The sequence below is a fragment of the Piscinibacter sp. XHJ-5 genome, from assembly GCF_029855045.1.
Taxonomy (GTDB): Bacteria; Pseudomonadota; Gammaproteobacteria; order Burkholderiales; family Burkholderiaceae_C; genus Albitalea.
Genome location: NZ_CP123228.1, coordinates 2,849,971 through 2,868,381 on the forward strand (window position 1 = coordinate 2,849,971; position 18,411 = coordinate 2,868,381).

Sequence of the window (18,411 nt, forward strand, 5' to 3'; positions counted from 1 at the left end):
GCATTCCCCTGTCCCTGCCCGAGTGCCCCGAGCGCAGAATGGTCCGACGGCCAAGGGGAACAAGCATGATGTATGACCGGCTTGCCTTTGCACTCGTGGCGTCGATGACCGCCGGGATTGCAGCCGCACAGACTGCCGACAGCCCCGACGCCAAGCCGGCGCCCAAGCCGGAAAGCACCACCGTCACGGTGGTCCAGCCGAGCGAGCTGGCCGTTCCGCGCGTGCTGCCGCCCTGTGTGCCCGGCAAGTGTCCGTTTCCCGATCAGAAGGTCACCGTCATCGCCACGAAGAGCGCCATCAGCCTGGCGCTGCTCGAAGTGAAGGACGAGTTCGAGGCCGCCACCGGTGCCCAGCTCGAGATTGTCCGGGCGCCGGGCATCGAGCACTTTCCGACCATCATCTCCGACCTCACCAACCGTGTCGGCAAGTACGACGCGTCGATCGCCGGCGGCTGGTGGCTGGGCGACATGGTGGCCGGCGGGCACCTCCTGCCCTACGACAAGTTCTACGACGATCCGCGCTTTCCCAAGTGGAGCATCGACGACGTGCTGCCCGGCCCGCGCAACTTGCTGTCCTATGGCGGCAAGAAATACATGGTCGCCTACGACCACGACGGCCAGGTGATGTACTACCGCCGCGACCTGCTCGACGACGCACGTCACCAGGCGGCGTTCAGGCAGAAGTACGGCCGTGCGCTCGCGGTGCCGCAGACCTGGGCGGAGTTTCGCGATGCCGTGGAGTACTTCACCGGGCAGGACCTGAACGGCGACGGCACGCCCGACCACGGCATCGTGCTGGCGCTCAAGCCGGGCAGCCAGGGCATGTTCAACTACATGTCGCTGTCGGCTTCGTTCCTGATCGGTCCCACCAACGCCCGGCTGTACTGGTTCGATCCGCAGACCATGCAGCCGCTGATCGAAAGCCCCGGCCATCTGCGCGCCCTCGAGGTGTTCGTCGACCTCGTGAAGTTCGGTCCGCGCGAGATGCTGGCCTGGGACCACGGCCGCGGCTGGGACCACTTTCTCGCCGGCCGCGCCGCATTCGCGCTGACCTGGGGCGACCTGGGCGCGCTGGCGCAGCAGTCGGGCAGCCGCGTGAAAGGCAAGACCGGAGCGGCACCCATCCCCGGCACCCACGAGTACTACGACATCGCCCAGTCGAAGTGGGTCAAGACCGACGGCGTCAACCGCGTCGGCAACACCACGGGTGCGTCCTGGGCCGGGGTCATCTCCCGGTACTCCAAGGTCCCCGAAGCGACCTACTTCCTGCTGGCGCTGCTGGCCAACAAGGAGAAGTCGCTGGTGTACGCGGCGCGCGGCTCGGACGGCGTCGACCCGGGCCGCAGGTTCCACTTCCTGGCGCCCGAAGGCACGGGCAGCGTCGCGCCCTACGTCAAGGCGGGCTGGGACGAGGCGGACGTGCGCGACTACCTCAGCGCGTTCCAGCGCGTGTTCAGCGACAAGCAGCAGTTTCCCTACCTTCGCATTCCCGGGACCTACAGCTACTGGCTGGCGCTCGACCTGCACCTGGTGGAGGCCGCCAGCGGCCAACTGAGTCCCGCCGCGGCGCTCAAGGCCACGGCAGTGGACTTCGAAGAGATCACGATCCGTCTGGGACGCGAGAGGCAACGCGAGGCTTATCGGACTTCGCTCGGATTCTGAGCGCGCATGCGACGTGTTTTCCGTGCCCGCACCGCCGGCATCGGCACCAAGCTCACCGTCGGCTTCGGGCTGCTGGTCAGCCTGACCTTGCTGGTCGTCGCGTTGGCGGTGGTGGCCGGTCGCGACGCCACCCGCGACATCGAGGTGAGCGAAGCGGTTCGCGCACCGGCCTCGCTGGCCTCGGCGCAGGCGCAGGATGCGCTGCTGCGCATGCAGCTGCACCTGCGCGGTTACCTGGTGCTGTCGGACGCCGAGGACATCGAGCAGTACCACGTCGCCCGGCAGGAGTTCGAGAAGTCGCTGGCGTCGCTGCACGCGCTGGCCGCGGGATGGGATCAGGACGACAGGCGCCGGATCCAGGCCCTGAGCGAAGGCTACGCGCGCTGGAAGCGCCTGCCGCCCCAGCTGTTCGAGCTGCACGAGGACAGCTTGCGCAACCGGCCCGCGCTGCGGCTGTCGCGCGTCGACGTGCAGGCGCGCCGGGTGCGCGTGCTGGCCGAGACCGAGGCGATGATCGCGCTGCAGAAAGCGCGCGGTGCCGACGCCGCGAGTCGGGAGACCCTCGCCGCGCTGTTCACGTTCCAGAGTTCGTTCGATGCGCTGGCGACCAACGTGATGGCCTTCGGCGCTTCCGGCGAGAGCAGCTTCAAGCTCACCTACAGCCCGCAGCTGGTGGCCAATGCCGCGTTCTGGGACACCCTGGAGGCGCGCCGGCCCTGGCTCACGCCCCAGCAGCGGGATCACCTCGATCGCATCGCGGCCGCGCGCGTCGAACTGACGCAGCTCGCGTTGCAGGTGCGTGCCATCCTGGACAGCGATCGAGCGTTCGAGGACCTGTACCTCTATCGCACCGAGGTCGTCCCGCAGGCGCGCGCGCTGATCGGCCTGCTGCAGAACGTCACCGCGCGGCAGCAGGCGCAGCTCCAGGTCGACCTGGCGCGCGCGAAGGACAGCCTGGCCCGCTCCCGCGCCCAGACCGTGGCCGGTGGCCTGCTGGCCCTTGCCCTGGGCGTGGCGATGGCCTTCCTGCTGCGGCGCAGCGTGGTCGGGCCGGTGCAGCGGCTCACGAGTGTCGCGGGGCAGATCGCCGCGGGCGACATCAACGCGCAGGCCCGTGCCGAAGCGAGCGACGAGATCGGCATGCTCGCCACCAGCTTCAACACCATGACGGCGCGCCTGGCCGAGACCATCACCAACCTGGAAGCAGCGAAGAACGCCGCCGAGACCGCCAACCGCGCGAAGAGCGCCTTCCTGGCCAACATGAGCCATGAGCTGCGCACGCCGCTGAACGCCATCCTCGGCTACGCGCAGATCCTGCGCCGCTCGGAGTTGACGCCGCGCGATGCCGCGGGCGTCGTCACGGTCCAGCGCAGCGGAGAGCATCTGCTGCTGCTGATCAACGACATGCTCGACCTCGCCCGCATCGAGGCCGGCAAGGTCGAGCTCTACGCGGACAGCATGGACCTCGGCACGCTGCTTCGCATCGTCCACGACATCATTCGCGTAGAGGCCCAGCGCAAGGAGCTCGCCTTCGACCACGAGGTGGTCGGGCCGCTGCCGGCCGTCGTGCGTGCGGACGAGAAGCGGCTGCGCCAGGTGCTGCTGAACCTGCTGAACAACGCGGTGAAGTTCACGCGGCAGGGCAGGGTGAGCCTGCGCGTGACGACGCTCGAGTCCGACGACAAGCACGCGCGCCTGCGCTTCGAGGTGGAGGACACCGGCATCGGCATCCGGGCCGAGCACCTCGAACGCATCTTCCGGCCGTTCGAGCAGGCAGCCGACGTGCAGCGCCGCTTCGGCGGAACCGGCCTGGGCCTGGCGATCAGCCGACAGCTCGTGCTGCTCATGGGCGGCGACATCCATGTGGAAAGCCGGGTGGGCGCCGGCAGCCGGTTCTGGTTCGAGCTCGACCTGCCGGTGGCGGAGCACGACGTGTTCGAGAAGGTGTCGCAGATCGAGGGCATCACCGGCTACGAGGGCCGGCGGCGCAAGGTCCTGGTGGTCGACGACATCGACGCCAATCGGGGACCGGTGCTCGAGTTCATGGGACGTCTGGGCTTCGACATGATCGAGGCCGACAACGGCGACTCGGCCATCCGGTGCGTGGAGACGGAGCGGCCCGATATCGTGCTGATGGACAGCGTGATGCCGGTGATGGACGGCATGGAGGCCATCCGCCGGCTTCGCGGCATGGAGGCTTTCGCGGAACTGCCGATCATCGTCGTGTCGGCCAACGCGTCTGGGGCGGATCGCCAGGCCTGCCTGGATGCGGGGGCGAATGCCTTCCTGCCCAAGCCGATCGACTTCGAGCGCCTGCTGACCGAAATCGCGCGCCTGCTGGGCTTGACCTGGACCAAGCGAAGCGTCGCCGCGCCCTCGGAGGAACCCGATGCCGCGGCACCGCTGGTGGCGCCGCCGCCGCAGGAGATGGAGGAGTTGCTGCGCCTGGCTCGCTTCGGGAACATGCGCAGCATCCGCACCCATGCGCAACATCTCGCGTCTCTCGATGCGCGCTATCGGCCCCTGGCGGCCCGCCTGTACAAGCTGGCCGACGCATTCGAGACGGTGGCGATCGTCCAGCTGCTGAAGGAGTTGCAGGAAGGCTCGCAGACCGACGGCGAGCAAAGCACGCAGCACGAGGGCTAGTGGCCTGTAACCGACAGGCCACTGGTGTCGAGGGTCCCCACCGGCCGACGTACGGCGCCCCGATACCTGCAGTCCGCGGCCGGTGCGAGCCGGGCGTCCCTGCGCGGACGTGCAAGGGTAAACACGGTAAGGCCAATTGTGAGTAAGTCGGTAAAGTGGCCTTACCAAGTTTGGCGCTGGTCAGGGACATGAAATACGACTTCGACTTCAGCGCGCCTCTGGCCTACTGGCCGGACTTCGTGGCTGCCGCGGGAACGACGCTTGGCCTGTCGCTGGCTTCGACGGTGTTCGGCTTCCTGCTTGGCGTGCTGTGCGCGCTCGCCAGCACCGGCCGCTCGGCATGGCTCGCGCGGTTGTCCTCGGTGTACGTGGAGACGATCCGGAACACGCCGCTGCTCGTTCAGATCTTCATCGTCTACTTCGGACTCGCCTCCATCGGGTTGAAGGTCGATGCGTTTGCGGCCGCGACGGCGGCGCTGGTGATCAACGTCGGGGCCTACACCTCCGAGATCGTGCGGGCGGGCATCGAATCGATTCCGAAAGGACAGCTGGAGGCGGCCGAGTGCCTGGGCCTCAGCCGCGCCCAGGTGCTGACCCACGTGGTGCTGCCGCCGGCCATCGAGCGCGTCTACCCGGCGCTCACGAGCCAGTACGTGCTGCTGATGCTGGCCTCGTCGATCACGTCGCAGATCTCGGCCGAAGAGCTGACAGCGGTCGCCAACCGCATCCAGTCGGACACTTTCCGGTCCGTCGAGACCTATCTGATCGTGGCCGCCGCCTACCTGGTGCTGTCGCTGGTGATGCGCCTGGGATTCTGGTGCGCAAGCTACATCGCCTTCCCTCGTCGTCGGCGCCTGGGCACGCCGCTGTGAACGGCGCGGCCATGACCCCATTGACCGCACCCCAGCTGCAGTTCCTGCTGACCGGCTTCGTGTGGACAGTCGTGCTTTCGTCGCTCGCTTTCGCGGGCGGCGGACTGATGGGCTTCGGTGTGGCCATCGCCCGGGTCTACGGGCCGACGGTCACGCGCCAGCTGGTCATGCTCTACATCAAGCTGATCCAGGGCACGCCACTGCTGGTTCTGCTGTCGCTGGCCTACTTCGGCCTGCCGGCGATGGGGTTCGACATCAAGCCGCTCACCGCCGCCGGGCTGGGGCTGAGCGTCTACGTGTCCGCCTATCTGGGTGAGATATGGCGCGGCTGCATCGAGTCGGTGCCGCGCACGCAGGCGGAAGCCGCCGAATGCCTGGCGCTCAACTGGGGACAGCGTCTGGTCCACGTGATCCTTCCCCAGGCGGCAAGGATCGCCACGCCGCCCACCGTCGGGTTCATGGTGCAGATCGTCAAGAACACCTCGCTCGCTTCGGCCATCGGATTCGTCGAGCTCGCACGCGCGGGCCAGGTGATCAACAACTCGACCTTCCAGCCCTTCGTCATCTTCGTGCTCATCGCCGCGCTGTACTTCTCGCTGTGCTATCCCCTGTCGGTGCTCAGCCGGCGCCTCGAAAGGAGGCTCAATGTCGCCGATCGTTAAGGTCGAGTCGATCTCGAAGAGCTTCGGCGCCACCCGGGTGCTCGAAGGCGTGTCCTTCGACGTCGACAAAGGCTCGGTGGTCGCCATCATCGGACGCAGCGGGTCCGGCAAGAGCACCGCCTTGCGCTGCATCGACCGGCTCGAAACGGTCAATGAGGGCCGCATCGAGGTCTGCGGCCACGACATCACGTCGCCGAAGCTCGACCTGCAGCAGCTGCGGCGCGACGTGGGCATCGTGTTCCAGAGCTACAACCTGTTCCCGCACATGACGGTCGAACAGAACGTCACGCTTGCACCGCGCCTGGTGCTCAAGCACAAGCCGGCGGAACTGCGCGAACGAGCGCACCACGTGCTGGCCCAGGTGGACCTGTCGGACAAGGCGACGGCCTATCCCTCGCAGCTTTCGGGCGGCCAGCAGCAACGTGTGGCGATCGCCCGCTCGCTTGCCATGTCGCCCAAGCTGATGCTGTTCGACGAAGTGACTTCCGCGCTCGATCCCGAGCTGACCGGCGAGGTGCTTCGTGTGATGGAAAAGCTGGCCGCCGACGGCATGACCATGATCCTCGTGACGCACGAGATGGCGTTCGCGCGCAGGGTCGCCGACGAGGTGATCTTCATGCATCGCGGCAAGGTGTGGGAGCGCGGCCCCGCGGGCATGCTCGATGCCCCCAAGACCGAGGAACTGCGCCATTTCGTCGGCAGCAGCCTTTGAGCCGGCGGCGGCCACGACCGGCTTCACGCATCAGCCCGAAAGAGAAAAGCCATGCTTACCGTGATCTGCGAAAGTCCCGGCAACCTGCGCGCCGATCAGCGTCCCATGCCGCTGCGCGGCGACGACGAGGTGCTCCTGCGCGTCAAGCGCGTCGGTGTGTGCGGTACCGACCTGCACATCTTCACCGGCAACCAGCCCTACCTCAGCTACCCGCGCGTGATGGGGCACGAGTTGTCGGGAATCGTCGAGCAGGCGCCGGCCGACAGCCCACTCGCGCGAGGCGACGCCGTGTACGTGATGCCGTACCTGTCCTGCGGCAAGTGCGTCGCGTGCCGGCAGGGCAAGACCAACTGCTGCGTCAACATCCAGGTGCTGGGTGTCCACCGTGACGGTGCATTCACCGAATACCTCAGCCTTCCGCAGCGCTTCGTGCACAAGGCCGAAGGCGTCTCGCTGGACCAGGCGTCCATGGTCGAGTTCCTCGCCATCGGCGCCCACGCGGTGGGGCGGGGCAACGTGCGTGCCGGCCAGCGCGTGCTGGCGGTCGGCGCCGGGCCGATCGGGATGGCGGCGATGATCTTCTCGAAATTGCGTGGAGCACAGGTCACGGCGCTCGACACCCGGCGAGACCGCCTCGACTTCTGCCTGGCCCGGCTGGGGATGGCCGCCGCCGTGCAGATCGCCGACGACGACGAGCAGCAGCTCGCCGCGCTCACCGGTGGCGAGTACTTCGACGTCGTGTTCGATGCGACCGGGAATGCGAAGGCGATGGAGCGCGGCTTCAAGTTCGTCGCCCATGGCGGGACCTATGTCCTGATCTCGGTGGTCGGCGCGACGATCAGCTTCTCCGATCCGGAGTTCCACAAGCGCGAGACCACCTTGCTCGGCAGCCGCAACGCGACCATCGAGGATTTCGAGACGGTGCTCGCGGCGATGCGTGCCGGTCAGATCCCCGACGCGGCGCTCAACACCCACCGCCTCGCGCTGGCCGACGTGCCGTCCGGCTTCAAGGACCTGCTGGATCCCGCGCGAGGCGTGGTCAAGGCCATCGTGGAGTGCTGAGGACATGAGCGAACCGATCCTCCAGTTCGGCACCAGCCGATTCCTTCAGGCGCATGTCGACCTCTTCGTGTCCCAGGCGCTGGATCGCGGCAAGGCGGGCCAGGCGCTGGGTGGCGTGACGGTGGTGCAGACCACCCGCAACCCCGCCAGCGCCCAGCGGGTCGCCGCGCTTGCGGCCGGCGGCGGGTACCCGGTCCGCATCCGCGGCCTGCGACGCGGCCAGGTCGTCGACGAGACGCTCACCTGCCACGCCGTCCGCCAGGCCTGGCAGGCCGACACCGACTGGCCTGCGCTGCGCGAGGCCATGGCCACCGACGTCCGCGTGATCGTGTCGAACACGGCCGACCGCGGCTACCAGCTCGACGAGCGGGACAGCGCGGCGCTGATGCAGGACCCGCTGCAGGTGCCGCACAGCTTCCCGGCCAAGCTGCTGGTCCTGCTGCACCATCGCTGGCGGGAGCTGCCTGGCGCCGAGCTGTCGATCTTTCCTTGCGAGCTCATCGAGCGCAACGGCGATGTGCTGCGCGACCTCGTGCGGGGATTGGCCGCCCAGTGGCAGCTCGAGGCCGAATTCATCGTCTGGCTGGGCCGGCATTGCCTCTGGGCCAACTCGCTGGTGGACCGCATCGTGTCCGAGGCCTTGCACCCGGTCGGCGCAGTGGCCGAGCCCTATGCCCTGTGGGCCGTCGAACGTCAGCCCGGCCTGGTGCTGCCGTGCGCCCACGAGGACATCCTGCTGACCAATGACCTCCAGCGCCACGAGCGCCTGAAGCTGTTCCTGCTGAATGGCGGCCACAGCTTTCTGGCTGAACGCTGGCTGATGGACCGACGCGCTCAGGATGAAACGGTCCGCATGGCAATGAACGACGCCGTCTTGCGCCCGCAGCTCGAATCGCTGTGGGACGAGGAAGTGCTGCCGGTGTTCGCCGCCCTGGGGCAGCGCAGGCAAGCCGAGGCATACCTGGAACAGGTGCGCGAGCGGCTGCTGAATCCCTTCCTCGAGCATCGCCTCTCGGACATCGCGCAGAACCATGCGCAGAAGAAGCAGCGCCGCTTCGCGCCCGTGGTGGCGCTGGCCGGGGAACTGCAGTGCGGAGTCGCGCAATCGCGGTTGCGCAATGCGCTGGCGAACACCGGAGGGTCGACGTGACCATGACGACCGCGCTGGACGTCGTGACCGTGGGAGAGGCCATGGTCTTGTTCAGCGCCACGCAACCTGGCGCCTTGTCGGAGGTTCAGCACTTCCGGCGGGCAACGGCCGGCGCCGAGCTCAATGTGGCGGTGGGATTGAGTCGTCTCGGCTTCAAGGTGGGATACGTCAGCAAGGTCGGGAAGGACAGCTTCGGCGACCACCTGCTGTCCTTTCTGGCATCGGAGGGGATCGATCGATCGCAGGTTGGCATCGACGACCATCACGCCACAGGCTTCATGCTCAAGTCGCTCGAGACCGACGGCGTCGATCCGCGCATCGAGTACTTCCGGCGTGGCTCGGCAGCGAGCCGCCTGAGTTGCATGGACAACCCCGTCGCCTACTGCACCGGATCGCGACACCTGCACCTCACCGGCATATGTCCGGCCCTCGGCCCCGCCGTGCGGGAACTCGTGTTCGACATGGCGCAGCAAGCGCGCGCCGGTGGTCGCAGCGTTTCCTTCGACCCGAACCTGCGTCCGGCCCTGTGGCCCTCGCAGCACGCCATGGTGGAGTGCCTGAACGCGCTGGCCTCCCATGCCGATGTGGTGATGCCCGGCCTGTCCGAGGGGCGGCTGCTCACGGGGCGCGATGGCGAGGAGGGCATCGCGGACTTCTACCTCGAGCGCGGCGCGAGCCGTGTCCTGATCAAGCTGGGCGCACGCGGTGCCTTCCATGCGGATGCGGGCGGCCGGGGCATGGTGCCGGGATGGCGTGTCCCGAAGGTGGTCGACACCGTCGGCGCCGGCGACGGTTTCGCGGTGGGCGTGATCAGTGCACTTCTGCAGGGGTTGTCGACCGAGCAGGCGGCCCGCCGCGGCAACGCCATCGGCGCGCGCGTGGTTCAGTTTCCGGGCGATTGCGACGGGCTGCCGACCTGGAGGCAACTGTCGGAGGCGATGGACCGCGCCGGTGCGCAGCCCTCGCCGGAAAGTTCACTCGAATGGCACGCGTCTTCCTGAGCATCGGGCCGCGCTTCGGTCAGGGCATGTTGTCGCGCAGGAAGATGTCCAGGCGGATGCGTTCCTGGTCGGGCAGAACGCGTTCGCCGGACAGCGCGGCCAGCGCGAGGCGGCACGCCGAGCGCACTTCGTGGCCGGCGTCCTGGTTGATGACGGCGTCGGCCACGCCGGAGAGCAGGGCCTTGCGCGCGTGGGGCGTGAGCTCATGGCATATCCAGACGATGCGTGACGCGCGGCCGCTGCGCTCGAGCGCGGCCTGGATGCCGCGGTTGCCGGCGCCGATGCTGTACAGCCCCACGAGTTCGGCTTCGCGTTGCAGCAGCTTGTTCACCAGCGGCTCTGTGCGCTCCGACGAATCGTGGCCTTCGATGGCGGGCAGCACGCGCAGGTGGCCGTACTCGGCGGCCATGACGCGCTCGAACCCGAAGAGCCGTTCGGCGTGGTCGCGCAAGGCCCGGCTTCCCATGACGATGGCGACGCTGCCGGGTCTCGGCCCGACGAAGCGGCCGAGCAGGGAGGCGGCGGTGCGGCCGGCGGTGACGTTGTCGATGCCGACGAAGCGGCTGCGCTGCGAGCCGGGCACGTCGGAGACCAGCGTGACGACGACGACGCCGTGAGCGACGAGCTCATCGATCGCCGCCCGCACCAGCGGATGGTCCAGACCCATCACCACCACCGCGTCGCAGCGACCGCGCAGGCCGCCGAGATGAAGCGCAAGCGCCTCGGGCGAAAAGACATCCGCACGCTGGATCGACGCAGCGGCGCGCTGCTCGGCCAGCCAGGGCGTCAGCGCGTGCACCTGACTGTCGATCATGTCGACGAAGGTATTCGTGCCCGATGGAAGAACGAACACCAGCCGGGCGCGGCTCTTGCGCGCAAGGCGCGCGGCGGCCGGATCGGGCCGGTAGCCCAGGCGCTCCACCACGGCCTGTACGTGTTCCACGGTGCGTGCTCGAACGCCTGCTCGGCCATGCAGCACACGATCCACGGTGGCGAGGCTCACGCCGGCGGCGCGCGCGACGTCATGCAAGCTGGTACGAACGGGATCAGGCATGCCTCCCATCATACCCAATGAGGTGCGGTCCTCATGCCTCGACCGGGTGGCGACCGACGGCGACGCTGCCCTCGTGTTGCGAGGACGACGACGGTTGTCCTTCCCTCGGGCAAACACGACCCTCGGGGAAACCCCCAGCGCCACGATGAGGTGCGAACCTCACAATGCCTCGGCGCGATGAGGTGGTGGCCACGCTGCCGTTTCATCGACGTCCGGCCGCGGCGAGAAAGAAGGCAAGTCGCCGAGCCGACATGGGTCGAAGCCCCGCGACAGCCATTGAGGGTCGCGGCAGAGCAGTTCAGCAGTCGACGGCAACCATAGGCAAGGCGCACTGGCGCGACGACGAACAGGAGCATCGATATGAACAAGGCAATGCTGAAGATGGCGGGTGTGGCACTGGCTGCGCTTCTCGCTGCAAGCCCGGTCTGGGCACAGAAGAAGACGCTGGCGGTGGTGGTCAAGGGCCTGGACAACCCGTTCTTCACGGTCCTCGGCGACGGCTGTGCGCGCTGGAACAAGGAGAACCCCCAGTCCGAGTACACCTGCCTCTACACCGGCCCGGCCTCGAGCGCCGACGAGGCGGGCGAGGTGCAGATCGTCGAGGATCTCATCAACAAGGGCGTGGCAGGCATCGCGATCTCGCCGTCCAATGCGCCGGCCATGGCCAACATGCTGAAGGCCAAGCAGCCGAAGATGCCGATCATGACGATCGACGCGGACCTGGCTGCGGCCGACCGCTCGCTGCGCAAGACCTACCTCGGCACCAACAACTACGACATGGGCGTGCTGATGGCCAAGCACCTGAAGGAGCTCAAGCCGAAGGGCGGCAGCGTATGCCTGCAGCTGGGCAACGTCGCGGCCGACAACATCAACGCGCGTGCCGCGGGCTTTCGCGACACCATCGGCGGCAAGAAGGGCGTCGACAAGCTGAAGGGCGATGGCGGCTGGACCGAAGTGGCGGGCTGCCCGCTGTTCACGAACGACCAGATCGACCTGGCCAACCAGCAGATGGCCGACGTGTTCACCAAGAACCCGAAGCTCGATGCGTTCATCCTGGTGGGCGGCTGGGCGCAGTTCGGGCCGCAGGCCTACGCCCAGGTCACCGACCAGGTGATGGCCAAGCTCAAGTCCAAGGACCTGATCATCATCGCCGGCGACACGCTGCCGCCGCAGCTCGATGCACTGAAGGCGGGACGCAGCCATGCCCAGATCGGCCAGCGGCCGTTCGAGATGGGACACCGCGCACCGGCCGTGCTGATCGACCTCATCAGCGGCAAGAACGTGCCGGATCCGCTGTACACGGGACTGGACGAGTGCACGCCGGCCAACCTGGGCAAGTGCCCGGCGAAGTGATACCGACCGGCCTGATCTGATACGGGCGGGGAGGCTCGCCCAGGGCGCCGCTCGCCGCCCCTGGGCGCAATTGAACGAGGAATCCGGCGCAGCATGGCGATCCTGGAACTTTCGAGCGTCTCGAAGCACTTCGGCGCGATCCGAGCGCTGACCGACGTCTCGCTGACCCTTCGGGCCGGCGAGGTCGTCGGGTTGATGGGGGACAACGGCGCGGGCAAGTCCACGCTGGTCAAGATCATTGCGGGCAATTTCCCGCCCAGCGCCGGCACCATGACGATGCTGGGCCGGCCCGTCCACTTCCACAAGCCGTCGGACGCGCGCGGCCAGGGGGTCGAGATCGTCTACCAGGATCTCGCGCTATGCGACAACCTCAGCGCGGCGGAGAACGTGTTCCTCGGCCGCGAGCTCATGCGCGGATTCGGACCGCTGCGCTGGCTCGACTACCGCACGATGTTCCAGCGCGCCGGCGAGCTGTTCGCCGAGCTCAAGTCGGAGACGCGGCCCCGCGACCTGGTGCGCCGCATGTCGGGCGGCCAGCGCCAGGCCGTCGCGATCGCGCGCACGCGGCTGTCGGATCCGAAGATCGTCCTGATGGACGAGCCGACCGCAGCGATCAGCGTGCGCCAGGTCGCCGAAGTGCTGAGCCTCATCCGTCGCCTGCGCGACCACCAGATCGCGGTGGTGCTGATCAGCCACCGCATGCCCGATGTCTTCTCGGTGGCCGACCGCGTGGTCGTGCTGCGGCGCGGCGAGAAGGTGGCCGACAAGCCCGTCGCCGAGAGCTCGCCCGAGGAGGTGACAGGCCTCATCACCGGTGCGATCGCGACCGCCTGACCGACACTCTTCGTGCGTGCCATGACCAAATCCCTCCCCATGGAAGTCAGTCTCGAACAGGCGATCGGCAAGCGGACCCATCACCACTGGTTTTCATGGATGGTCGGCCAGCAGACCTTCTGGGTCTCCATGGCCGCCGTGATCGCCTTTGTCGCGCTGACGCTCGCCAGCGATGTGTTCGCCACGCAGCAGAACCTGTTCAACGTCGCGCGCAACTTTGCGTTCGTCGCGATCATCGCGATCGGCATGACCGCTGTCATCGTCACCGGCGGCATCGACCTGTCCGTCGGCGCGGTGCTGGTGCTGTCCGGCATGGTGATCGGCATGACGATGAATGCCGGCATGTCGATCTGGCTGGCCGTGCCGCTTGCTCTGGGAGCCTCGCTTGCGGTCGGCGCCTTCAACGGCGTGCTGATCGCCTATGTCGGCGTCCCGCCCTTCGTCGTCACGCTCGGCATGCTGTCGATCGCACGCAGCCTCGCGATGGTGCTGTCGGACAACCGCATGGTCTACTCGTTCGGCCCGGACCAGCCGGCGCTGCTGGCGCTGGGCGGCGGCTTCGTGGAGCTCGCCCTCCCGTTCGTCGACCCCATTCGGATACCCAACCCGCTCATCTTCCTGCTGGTCCTGCTCGTGTTCGCCAGCCTGGTGTTTCGCTGGACGCGATGGGGACGCTACCTCTTCGCCATCGGCGGCAACGAGCGCGCGGCCGTCGTGAACGGGGTGCCCGTCAAGGCGATGAAGGTCAGCGTGTACGTGTTCTGCGCGCTGTGCGCCGGGCTGGCAGGCATTCTCGAGGTCGGCTGGCTCGGCACCATCACGACCGGCCTGGGGCAGGGCATGGAACTCACCGTCATTGCCGCGTCGGTGATCGGCGGAGCCAACCTTTCCGGCGGCATCGGCACCGCGCTGGGCGGGGTGATCGGCGCCGCGCTGATCGAGGTGATCCGCAACAGCCTCACGCTGCTGGGCGTCAGCACGTTCTGGCAGGGCACCTTCGTGGGCAGCTTCATCGTCATCGCGGTCCTGTTCGACCGCCTGCGCTCGCGCAGCGCCAACGAGTGACCCCCGCCGCACGCACGCGACACGTGCAGCGGGATCTCGTGGATACCGGCCATCCCCGTCCATTGGAGCGACTGGCGGCTCGCCTCGAGCGGCGGGGCGTGGGGTAGGGAAGGCCCGGCCGGTGTCTTTCAAAGGCCCGCCCTGTGGCGGGCCTTCTTTTTTCTGCCGGCATTCGAGGGTAACCAGGCGAGTAGCGGACCTCAGGGGAGGGCATCGGCTTTCCCATGGGTTCTCGCGGATGGCTGGGGAAAACCATCAGATCCGGAATGAGGTACGTACCTCATCATCTCGTCCGGGCCGCCATCACACCCGGCGGCCGCATCGCGCACACCACATGTCTTCCACGACCCCTCCGAGTGCCGGGCATTCCGCGCACACCGGTCCGACGCTGGGCATCGACGTCGGCACCTCCGCGGTGAAGGCGTTGCTGCTCGACGGCGATCGTGTGCTGGGCACCGCGCACGCGCCCCTGGCGGTGAGCCGCCCGCAGCCCGGCTGGTCCGAGCAGGCACCCGAGGACTGGTGGACCGCGACATGCGCCTGCCTCGATGCGCTGGCGGCCGAGCGCCCGGCGACCTTGAGCGCGGTGCGCGCCATCGGGCTCGCGGGCCACATGCACGGCGCCACGCTGCTCGATGAAGAGGGCGAGGTGCTGCGTCCCTGCATCCTCTGGGACGACGGTCGCAGCGCGCCACAATGCGCCGAGCTCGAGGCCGCAGTGCCAGCCTTGCGCGCGATCACCGGCAACGCCGCGATGCCGGGCTTCACCGCGCCGAAGCTGCTGTGGGTCCGTCGGCACGAGCCGGAGGTGTTTGCGCGCACGCGCCTCGTGCTGCTGCCCAAGGCATGGCTGCGCTGGCGGCTGTGCGGCGAGGCGATCGAGGACATGTCCGATGCGTCGGGCACCCTGTGGCTCGACGTGGCGGCGCGGCGCTGGTCCGCCGACATGCTGGCGGCGTGCGGCCTCGACGAGTCGCAGATGCCGCGCCTGGTCGAAGGCACGATGCGGGCCGGAGAGTTGCGCGCGCCCTGGGTCAAGCGCTGGGGCTTCGCGCAACCGCCCATCATCGCCGGCGGCGCCGGCGACAACGCGGCCGGCGCGGTGGCGCTGGGGGCCGTGAATCCGGGTGATGCCTTCCTCTCGCTCGGCACGTCAGGCGTGTTGTGGGTGACCACCGCGCACCATGCCCCGGCGCCCGACCGCGGCGTGCATGCCTTCTGCCACTCGGTGCCCCGGACCTGGCACCAGATGGGCGTGCTGCTCAGCGCCGCGGCCTCGCTCAGCTGGTGGGCCGCGTGCACGGGCAGCGACGAGCACCGACTCCTCGCCGAGCTGCCCGCGCAGGTGGACGCGCCTGCGCCGTGCCGGTTCCTCCCGTATCTGAGCGGCGAGCGCACGCCGCACAACGACGCCACGGTCCGCGGCGCCTTCCTGAATCTCGCCGCCGGGACGTCCCGCCAGCAGATGACGCAGGCCGTGCTCGAGGGCGTTGCCCATGCCTTTCGCGATGCGCGCGACGCGCTCGCCGGCGCCGGCACGCACATCGAGATCGCGGACGTGATCGGCGGCGGTGCACGCTCGAACCTGTGGTGCGATCTGCTGGCGAGCATGCTCAACATCCCGCTGCGCCGCATCGACGACGCATCGCACGGCCCCGCGCTGGGCGCCGCGCGGCTCGCGCAGGCGGCGCTCACCGGCCGCAGCGACTTTCCGCGGCAGCCCGCCAGCCGCGTCTTCGAGCCCCGGCCTGCGCTCGTTCAGCGCTATGACGAATCGAGCGCGGGGTGGTCACAGCTCTATGCCCTCGCGCGCCGGGTTCCCGGCTCTTCTTCACCTGCCTTCACAGCTTCGGACTCCGTGCCATGACTGCGACATCCTCTGCTCTGCACACCGGACCCCACGGTCCCTATTTCTCTTTCTCGAAGGCGCTGCGCTTCCGCGGCGACGGCTTCACGTCGAGCGATGACGAGCCCTTCGCCTACCGCTGGTACGACAAGGACCGGATGGTGCTCGGCCGCCGCATGGAGGACCAGCTGCGCTTCGCGGCCTGCTACTGGCACAGCTTCGTCGGCACCGGCACCGACCCGTTCGGCGACGCCACGTTCGCGCGGCCATGGCACGCCGGCGGAAGCCCGATGGAGCAGGCGCTGCACAAGGCCGACGTCGCCTTCGAGCTCTTTCAGGTGCTGGACGTGCCGTTCTTCACCTTCCACGACCGCGACATCGCCCCCGAGGGCCGCACGCTGGCCGAGTCGAACGACAACGTGCGCCGCGTCGCCGATGTCTTCGAGCGCAAGATGGCCGACACCGGCGTCAAGCTGCTGTGGGGCACGGCCAACCTGTTCTCGCATCCGCGCTACATGGCGGGCGCCGCCACGAATCCCGATCCCGAAGTCTTCGCGTACGCCGCAGCCCAGGTGCGCAACGTGCTCGAGGTGACGCATCGACTGGGCGGCGCGAACTACGTGCTCTGGGGCGGCCGCGAAGGCTACGAGACCCTGCTCAACACCGACCTGAAGCGGGAGCTCGCGCAGATGGGGCGCTTCCTGTCGATGGTCGTGGACCACAAGCATCGGATCGGCTTCAAGGGCCAGATCCTCATCGAGCCCAAGCCGGCGGAGCCGACCAAGCACCAGTACGACTTCGACGTTGCCGCGGTGCACGGCTTCCTGCGCACCTACGGCCTCGAGCACGAGGTGAAGGTGAACATCGAGCAGAACCACGCGCTGCTCGCAGGTCACACCTACGAGCACGAGATCGTGCTGGCCCAGGCGCTCGGCATCTTCGGTTCGCTGGACATGAACCGCGGCGACGAGATGCTCGGCTGGGACACCGACCAGTTCCCGCACAACGTGCAGCAGGTCGCGCTCGCGCTGTACCACGTGCTGCGTGGAGGCGGCATCGGCGCCGGCGGGCTGAACTTCGACGCCAAGCTGCGTCGCCAGTCGATCGAACCCGACGATCTCGTGTGGGCACACGCCGGCGCGATGGACGTCTGCGCGCGCGCGCTGCTGATCGCCGAGAAGATGGTCATCGACGGCGCGCTGCAGCGGCACATCGACGCGCGCTACGCCGGCTGGGACGGCGAGCGCGGGAGAGCGATCCTCGACGGCGGCGTGTCCCTCGAGGAGCTGGCGCGCGACGTCGAGCGCCGCGGCATCGAGCCGCAGCCGCGTTCGTCGCGGCAGGAGCGGCTGGAGCATCTGGTCGCGAGCTACCTCTGACCCCCGCCTCCAACCAGGCACCACGAAGGAGAACCTCATGGCCAGCAACCTCAAGGGACCGGGCATCTACCTCGCCCAGTTCGCGGGCGATGACGCACCGTTCAGCTCCTGGGACGCGATCACGCGCTGGGCGGGCCAGCTCGGCTTCCGGGGCGTGCAGATCCCGTCATGGGACGCGCGGCTGTTCGACCTGCAGCGCGCCGCGGAGTCGCGAACCTACTGCGACGAGATCAAGGGCATCGCGAAGGCGAACGGCGTCGAGGTCACCGAGCTGGGGACGCACCTGCAGGGCCAGCTGGTGGCGGTGCATCCCGCCTACGACGAAGCCTTCGACGCATTCGCGCCGGCCGCCGTGCGCGGCAATGCCGCCGAACGCCAGCGCTGGGCCGTGCAGCAGATGCTGCTGTCGGCGAAGGCCAGCCGCCATCTCGGCCTGACGAGCAACGTGAGCTTCCCGGGCGCGCTCGCGTGGCCCTACCTCTACCCCTGGCCGCAGCGGCCCGCCGGGCTCGTCGACGCCGCATTCGACGAGCTCGCGAAGCGCTGGCGGCCGATCTTCGACGCGTTCGAGGATGCCGGCTGCCATGTCTGCTTCGAGCTCCATCCCGGCGAGGACCTGTTCGACGGCGCGACCTTCGAGATGTTCCTCGAGCGCGTCGGCCAGCATCCGCGCTGCTGCCTCAACTACGACCCGTCGCACTTCCTGCTGCAGCAGCTCGACTACCTCGAGTTCATCGACATCTATCACGAGCGCATCAAGGCGTTTCACGTCAAGGACGCCGAGTTCCGGCCGACCGGACGGCAAGGCGTGTACTCGGGCTACCAGCCGTGGGTGCAACGCGCCGGCCGCTTCCGTTCTCTCGGCGACGGTCAGGTCGACTTCGGCGCCATCTTCTCGAAGATGGCGCAGTACGGCTACGACGGCTGGGCCGTGCTCGAGTGGGAGTGCGCGCTGAAGCATCCCGAGGCGGGCGCCGCCGAGGGCGCCGAGTTCATCAAGCGCCACATGATTCGCGTCACCGAGAAGTCGTTCGACGACTTCGCCGGCGGCCACACCGACCGCGCGCAGATCGATCGCATGCTCGGCCTGGCCGGGCGCTGAGGAGAGCCGGCC

At 68.3% G+C, this 18,411-nt stretch carries 15 protein-coding genes; 14 read left to right on the forward strand and 1 reads right to left on the reverse strand.

What is annotated here, in order from left to right; all coding sequences use genetic code 11:
• Nucleotides 1-65: 65 nt before the first annotated feature.
• From P7V53_RS13425 to P7V53_RS13460, 8 genes are all read left to right on the forward strand, one after another.
• A complete protein-coding gene (locus tag P7V53_RS13425; RefSeq protein ID WP_280155971.1) occupies nucleotides 66-1,661 on the forward strand; it encodes an extracellular solute-binding protein in 1,596 nt (531 codons plus the stop codon).
• A gap of 6 nt (nucleotides 1,662-1,667) precedes the next feature.
• Nucleotides 1,668-4,307 carry an ATP-binding protein gene (locus tag P7V53_RS13430; RefSeq protein ID WP_280155972.1) on the forward strand — a complete coding sequence of 880 codons (2,640 nt, stop codon included), beginning with the start codon at nucleotides 1,668-1,670 and terminating at the stop codon, nucleotides 4,305-4,307.
• Nucleotides 4,308-4,495: 188 nt separating this feature from the next.
• A complete protein-coding gene (locus tag P7V53_RS13435; RefSeq protein ID WP_280155973.1) occupies nucleotides 4,496-5,179 on the forward strand; it encodes an amino acid ABC transporter permease in 684 nt (227 codons plus the stop codon).
• Nucleotides 5,180-5,190: 11 nt separating this feature from the next.
• Nucleotides 5,191-5,841 carry an amino acid ABC transporter permease gene (locus P7V53_RS13440; RefSeq protein WP_280155974.1) on the forward strand — a complete coding sequence of 217 codons (651 nt, stop codon included), beginning with the start codon at nucleotides 5,191-5,193 and terminating at the stop codon, nucleotides 5,839-5,841.
• Nucleotides 5,825-6,553 carry an amino acid ABC transporter ATP-binding protein gene (locus P7V53_RS13445; RefSeq protein WP_280155975.1) on the forward strand — a complete coding sequence of 243 codons (729 nt, stop codon included), beginning with the start codon at nucleotides 5,825-5,827 and terminating at the stop codon, nucleotides 6,551-6,553. The genes P7V53_RS13440 and P7V53_RS13445 overlap by 17 nt, the downstream gene beginning before the upstream one ends.
• A 51-nt stretch (nucleotides 6,554-6,604) precedes the next feature.
• Complete coding sequence (locus P7V53_RS13450) at nucleotides 6,605-7,615, forward strand: zinc-binding alcohol dehydrogenase family protein (RefSeq protein ID WP_280155976.1); 1,011 nt, start codon at nucleotides 6,605-6,607, stop codon at nucleotides 7,613-7,615.
• Between the two features lie 4 nt (nucleotides 7,616-7,619).
• Entirely contained in the window at nucleotides 7,620-8,765 is a 1,146-nt protein-coding gene (locus P7V53_RS13455; RefSeq protein WP_280155977.1) for a mannitol dehydrogenase family protein, read from the forward strand.
• 2 nt (nucleotides 8,766-8,767) lie between these two features.
• Nucleotides 8,768-9,766, forward strand: a complete 999-nt coding sequence (locus P7V53_RS13460) for a sugar kinase (protein WP_280156509.1) — start codon at nucleotides 8,768-8,770, stop codon at nucleotides 9,764-9,766.
• Nucleotides 9,767-9,785: 19 nt separating this feature from the next.
• Here the strand turns inward: P7V53_RS13460 and P7V53_RS13465 are convergent, their stop codons facing one another.
• On the reverse strand, nucleotides 9,786-10,820 hold the full coding sequence (locus P7V53_RS13465; protein WP_280155978.1) for a LacI family DNA-binding transcriptional regulator: 1,035 nt from the start codon (nucleotides 10,818-10,820) through the stop codon (nucleotides 9,786-9,788).
• A 360-nt stretch (nucleotides 10,821-11,180) separates the two neighbouring features.
• Between P7V53_RS13465 and P7V53_RS13470 the strand changes: the two genes are divergently transcribed.
• From P7V53_RS13470 to P7V53_RS13495, 6 genes are all read left to right on the forward strand, one after another.
• Nucleotides 11,181-12,173: a sugar-binding protein gene (locus P7V53_RS13470; RefSeq protein WP_280155979.1), complete on the forward strand. Its 993-nt coding sequence runs from the start codon at nucleotides 11,181-11,183 to the stop codon at nucleotides 12,171-12,173.
• 93 nt (nucleotides 12,174-12,266) lie between these two features.
• Nucleotides 12,267-13,007 carry an ATP-binding cassette domain-containing protein gene (locus tag P7V53_RS13475; protein WP_280155980.1) on the forward strand — a complete coding sequence of 247 codons (741 nt, stop codon included), beginning with the start codon at nucleotides 12,267-12,269 and terminating at the stop codon, nucleotides 13,005-13,007.
• Nucleotides 13,008-13,028: 21 nt separating this feature from the next.
• Nucleotides 13,029-14,072, forward strand: coding sequence for an ABC transporter permease (locus P7V53_RS13480; protein ID WP_280155981.1), 1,044 nt, complete (start codon nucleotides 13,029-13,031; stop codon nucleotides 14,070-14,072).
• Nucleotides 14,073-14,406: 334 nt separating this feature from the next.
• Nucleotides 14,407-15,939 carry a xylulokinase gene (xylB, locus tag P7V53_RS13485; protein ID WP_280155982.1) on the forward strand — a complete coding sequence of 511 codons (1,533 nt, stop codon included), beginning with the start codon at nucleotides 14,407-14,409 and terminating at the stop codon, nucleotides 15,937-15,939.
• Complete coding sequence (gene xylA, locus P7V53_RS13490) at nucleotides 15,936-17,297, forward strand: xylose isomerase (protein ID WP_280155983.1); 1,362 nt, start codon at nucleotides 15,936-15,938, stop codon at nucleotides 17,295-17,297. The genes xylB and xylA overlap by 4 nt, the downstream gene beginning before the upstream one ends.
• Before the next feature lie 37 nt (nucleotides 17,298-17,334).
• On the forward strand, nucleotides 17,335-18,399 hold the full coding sequence (locus P7V53_RS13495) for a sugar phosphate isomerase/epimerase (RefSeq protein WP_280155984.1): 1,065 nt from the start codon (nucleotides 17,335-17,337) through the stop codon (nucleotides 18,397-18,399).
• The last annotated feature ends 12 nt before the right edge of the window (nucleotides 18,400-18,411 follow it).

Coding starts and splice junctions, on each gene's coding strand:
- P7V53_RS13425 (WP_280155971.1), top strand. CDS start 66: ATGATGTATGACCGGCTTGCCTTTGCACTCGTGGCGTCGATGACCGCC.
- P7V53_RS13430 (WP_280155972.1), top strand. CDS start 1,668: ATGCGACGTGTTTTCCGTGCCCGCACCGCCGGCATCGGCACCAAGCTC.
- P7V53_RS13435 (WP_280155973.1), top strand. CDS start 4,496: ATGAAATACGACTTCGACTTCAGCGCGCCTCTGGCCTACTGGCCGGAC.
- P7V53_RS13440 (WP_280155974.1), top strand. CDS start 5,191: ATGACCCCATTGACCGCACCCCAGCTGCAGTTCCTGCTGACCGGCTTC.
- P7V53_RS13445 (WP_280155975.1), top strand. CDS start 5,825: ATGTCGCCGATCGTTAAGGTCGAGTCGATCTCGAAGAGCTTCGGCGCC.
- P7V53_RS13450 (WP_280155976.1), top strand. CDS start 6,605: ATGCTTACCGTGATCTGCGAAAGTCCCGGCAACCTGCGCGCCGATCAG.
- P7V53_RS13455 (WP_280155977.1), top strand. CDS start 7,620: ATGAGCGAACCGATCCTCCAGTTCGGCACCAGCCGATTCCTTCAGGCG.
- P7V53_RS13460 (WP_280156509.1), top strand. CDS start 8,768: ATGACGACCGCGCTGGACGTCGTGACCGTGGGAGAGGCCATGGTCTTG.
- P7V53_RS13465 (WP_280155978.1), bottom strand. CDS start 10,820: ATGCCTGATCCCGTTCGTACCAGCTTGCATGACGTCGCGCGCGCCGCC.
- P7V53_RS13470 (WP_280155979.1), top strand. CDS start 11,181: ATGAACAAGGCAATGCTGAAGATGGCGGGTGTGGCACTGGCTGCGCTT.
- P7V53_RS13475 (WP_280155980.1), top strand. CDS start 12,267: ATGGCGATCCTGGAACTTTCGAGCGTCTCGAAGCACTTCGGCGCGATC.
- P7V53_RS13480 (WP_280155981.1), top strand. CDS start 13,029: ATGACCAAATCCCTCCCCATGGAAGTCAGTCTCGAACAGGCGATCGGC.
- xylB (WP_280155982.1), top strand. CDS start 14,407: ATGTCTTCCACGACCCCTCCGAGTGCCGGGCATTCCGCGCACACCGGT.
- xylA (WP_280155983.1), top strand. CDS start 15,936: ATGACTGCGACATCCTCTGCTCTGCACACCGGACCCCACGGTCCCTAT.
- P7V53_RS13495 (WP_280155984.1), top strand. CDS start 17,335: ATGGCCAGCAACCTCAAGGGACCGGGCATCTACCTCGCCCAGTTCGCG.